The organism is Cognatilysobacter terrigena, from assembly GCF_004361065.1.
Lineage (GTDB): Bacteria > Pseudomonadota > Gammaproteobacteria > Xanthomonadales > Xanthomonadaceae > Cognatilysobacter > Cognatilysobacter terrigena.
The window spans coordinates 1-2,067 of sequence record NZ_SELT01000081.1 but is presented as its reverse complement, the minus strand read 5'-3'; the positions used below and the strand labels follow the sequence as shown (position 1 = coordinate 2,067).

Annotated in this window: 1 protein-coding gene and 1 pseudogene; both read left to right on the top strand. The window is 68.8% G+C overall.

Annotation, left to right across the window (positions count from 1 at the left end):
* Nucleotides 1-50 precede the first annotated feature (50 nt).
* A pseudogene (locus EVS83_RS16285) lies at nucleotides 51-785 on the top strand (thiol:disulfide interchange protein DsbA/DsbL); the annotation flags it as partial.
* Nucleotides 768-2,067: sensor histidine kinase (locus EVS83_RS16280; protein ID WP_425456120.1), on the top strand; the 1,300-nt coding region annotated here is incomplete at its 3' end. The pseudogene EVS83_RS16285 and the gene EVS83_RS16280, both read left to right, overlap by 18 nt.

Below are 2,067 nucleotides of genomic sequence, written 5' to 3'. Positions count from 1 at the left end.
TCCCGCGCCTCGCGGTGCTGCGTTATCCGCTGGTGCTCGCCGTCGCGCTGATGGCCACCGCCTGCGGCAAGGGCACCGACACCGCCGCGCCCGCCGCGTCGTCGACACCGGCCTCGACCGCCGCCGCGCCTGCGAACGCCGCGGCGACGCCGGCTGCCGCCACGACGCCCGCGGCGACCCGTCAGCCGGGTCCGATCGTGCCGCCGCAGGGTCCGCCGCCGGTACTGGGCACCGACTACGAAGAGATCGCCGGCGGCCAGCCGTGGCAGCCGGAGCCGGGCAAGATCGAGGTGGTCGAGGTGTTCGGCTACGTCTGCCCGGCCTGCGCGCGCTTCGCGCCGACCGTCGAGCCGTGGCACATGAAGCTTCCGGCCGACGTGAACTTCCACTACGTGCCGGCGCCGTTCGGCCCCGAGTGGGATCCGTACGCGAAGGCGTACTACGTGTCCGAGCAGCTCGGGCTGGTCGACAAGACGCACATGGCGCTGATCGACGCGATCCACGTCAAGGACACGATGCCGGGTGAGGGCGATCCGCCGGATGAGCAGAAGATCGCGAACTTCTACGCGCAGTATGGTGCGAACGCGCAGCAGTTCCTCGACATGATGCACAGCTTCGCCGTGGCCACGAAGGTCAACCAGGGACGCCAATGGATGACGAAGGCGGGCGTGACCGGCACGCCGACGATCGTGGTCGACGGCAAGTACCGCGTCACCGGCGGCAAGAGCTATGAGGACGTGCTGCGCATCGCCGATCACCTGATCGCGATGGAGCGCGCGGCGATGCAGGGTTGGATCTACGTGCCGTTCCATGTGCAGGACATGGTCGACGCTGCGCTCGGCAGCCACCTGCAGGACATGCACGTGCGCATCGTGGATGTCACCGACGCAACGCCGCATCTGCTTTACGACGGCGGGCGACGCGTGCCGCATCCGGCGTTCACCCGCAGCAGCACCGTCGACGTCTACGGACGCAAATGGCGTTTCGACTTTGCGTCGCCGCCCCTCACCGACGAAGTCCCCGGCCTGCGCACACTGCAGGGCACGCTCGCGCTCGGCCTGATCGCCGCACTGCTGCTGTACGGCGTCGCCTTCACGCTCGCGCGCACCGGCACGCGAGCGCGTGAGATCGCCGGCCGCCTGACCGAAGAATTCCGTCGCAGCGAGGTCCGCTTCCGTGCGGCGATGCAGTACTCCGCGATCGGCAAGGCGCTGGTCGACAGCCGCGACTGCATCGTCGACGTCAATCCGGCGTTCGCGGCGATGTTCGGGCGTCGACCGGACGCGATCGTCGGGCTGCCATTCGAATCGTTGTTCGACCTGCGCGAAGGCGAGTCGCTCGCGCGCAACGACGGCGATGGCGTTTGGCGCGCGATGCGCCGCTTCCACCGCCCCGACGGCACGACCCGCCACGTGCACCTGACCTATTCGCCGATCCCGGGCAACATCGGGCAGGACGTCGCCGGCCTGCTGCAGATGGAAGACGTCACCGAGCGCCTGCTCGCCGAGGCGCGTGTCCACGCGCTGAACCGCACGCTGGAAGCGCGCGTCGCGTTGCGCACGCGCGAATTGATGCGCGCGAACCAGGAGCTCGAGTCGTTCGCCTACAGCGTGTCGCACGACCTGCGCGCGCCGCTGCGCGCGATCGACGGTTTCAGCCGCATCCTCGCCGAGCGCTATGCCGAACGGCTCGACGATCCGGGGCGCGATTACCTCTCGCGCGTGCGCCGCGCGGCGACGCGCATGGGCGAGCTCATCGACTCCATGCTGCAGCTCGCGCGTCTGTCGCGCAGCGCCCTGAAGGTCGAGACCGTCAACCTGAGTCGCGTGGCCAGCGAAGTGATCGAGGAGCTCACCGTATCCGAGCCGACGCGCAATCTCGACGTACGCGTGCAGCCCGGTCTCGATGTCGAAGGCGACGCCACGCTACTGCGCAACCTCCTGCAGAACCTCATCGGCAATGCCTGGAAGTTCACGCGCGATCGCGATCCCGCCGTCATCGAATTCGGCCTGACGTCCGGCGGCGAATACTTCGTGCGCGACAACGGCGCGGGATTCGCGCAGGACT